The sequence below is a fragment of the Bradyrhizobium pachyrhizi genome (assembly GCF_001189245.1).
Classification (GTDB): domain Bacteria; phylum Pseudomonadota; class Alphaproteobacteria; order Rhizobiales; family Xanthobacteraceae; genus Bradyrhizobium; species Bradyrhizobium pachyrhizi.
The window spans coordinates 28,240-29,611 of record NZ_LFIQ01000044.1; the positions used below are offsets into that span (position 1 = coordinate 28,240).

At 66.8% G+C, this 1,372-nt stretch carries 1 protein-coding gene; it reads right to left on the minus strand.

Features of this window, described 5'->3' with window-relative positions:
* Positions 1–359 precede the first annotated feature (359 nt).
* The coding region (locus AKL29_RS44490) for an efflux RND transporter permease subunit (RefSeq protein WP_244481810.1) at positions 360–1,372 on the minus strand (1,013 nt) is incomplete at its 5' end.

The following is a 1,372-nucleotide window of genomic DNA, read 5'->3' on the forward strand; positions in this document are numbered from 1 at the left end:
CTGCCAATCGTTGGGCGATGCTGGAACGACGAGTCCCTGCAACAAGGTCCGCCGCGGCGTATGGGTCCCTGCTCCCGTGCGCATTGGGCAGGGACGACGTGTTGGAGGGGCCGCGGAGTTAACGGCGGACGGCACGACGGATGGCCGCAGGGAAGCGACGCCCCAGGGCTTTCCCATATGCCATAGCCGCGGGGCGTCTGCACGATTTCTGTATAATGGAAGAATACTGCTGATTTGCCCGACGAGTCAAGTTGCCGTGCCGAATGCCGGCCCGCCAGCTCCTTTGCATGGGGTTGTTTTCGATATTTTAAGTACGTCATCTTGCGCGGATCGCGCCGTGGGCGAGGCGCGAGCTCAGCTCATTCCGCGGCGGGCGAGATCATGTTCGGCGGGCCGGGCGGCCGCTTGGTGTCGTCGGACTGGTGCTCGTTCGGGGTCAGCTCGTGGTCGGCATGCGAGACCACGAGCCGTTTGCCGAAGCGCCAGATCAGGCCGCCGATATCGTCCATCACCATGAACATCGCCGGCACGAACACCAGGGACAGCGCGGTCGAGAAGATCAGGCCGCCGATCACTGCGAGCGCCATCGGCGAGCGGAATTCGCCGCCGGCGCCGAACGCGAGCGCCGAGGGCATCATGCCGGCGGCCATCGCGATCGTGGTCATCACGATCGGGCGGGCGCGCTTCATGCCGGCGTCGATCATGGCTTCCTCGCGCGTCTTGCCGTCGCGGATCGCCTCCACCGCGAACTCCACCAGCATGATGGCGTTCTTGGTGACGATGCCCATCAGCATCAGGATGCCGATCCATACCGGCGTGGTGAGCTGCTTGCCGGTCAGCAGCAGCGCGCCGATCGCGCCGCCGATCGAAAGCGGCAGCGAGAACAGGATGGTGATCGGCTGCAGGAAGGTGCCGAACAGCAGCACCAGCACAGCATAGACCATCATCAGGCCGGCGGTAATCGCGGTGGCGAAGCCGTCGGACAGCTCGGCGAGGCTCTCGGCGTCGCCGGACGGGCTTACCCTCACGCCCTTCGGCAGGGTCTTCATGACCGGCAGGTCGTAGATCAGCTTGGTGGCGTCGCCGAGCGCGGCGTTGCCGACGAGGTCGGCCGCGACGGTGGCCTGCCGCTCGCGATCGTAGCGGTTGATGCTGGTCGGGCCCTGGTCGAGCTGGATGTCGGCGACGACGGAGAGCGGCACGCCGCCGCGCTCGCCACGCTGGCCGAGCGGCACCCGCAGCTGCTCAAGCATCTGCAGGTCGCTGCGCGCATTGTCCTCGAGCTGGACGCGGATCGGCACCTGGCGGTCGCCGGCGTCGAACTTCGCCAGCGCTGGACCGACGTCGCCGATGGTGGCGACGCGGATGGTCT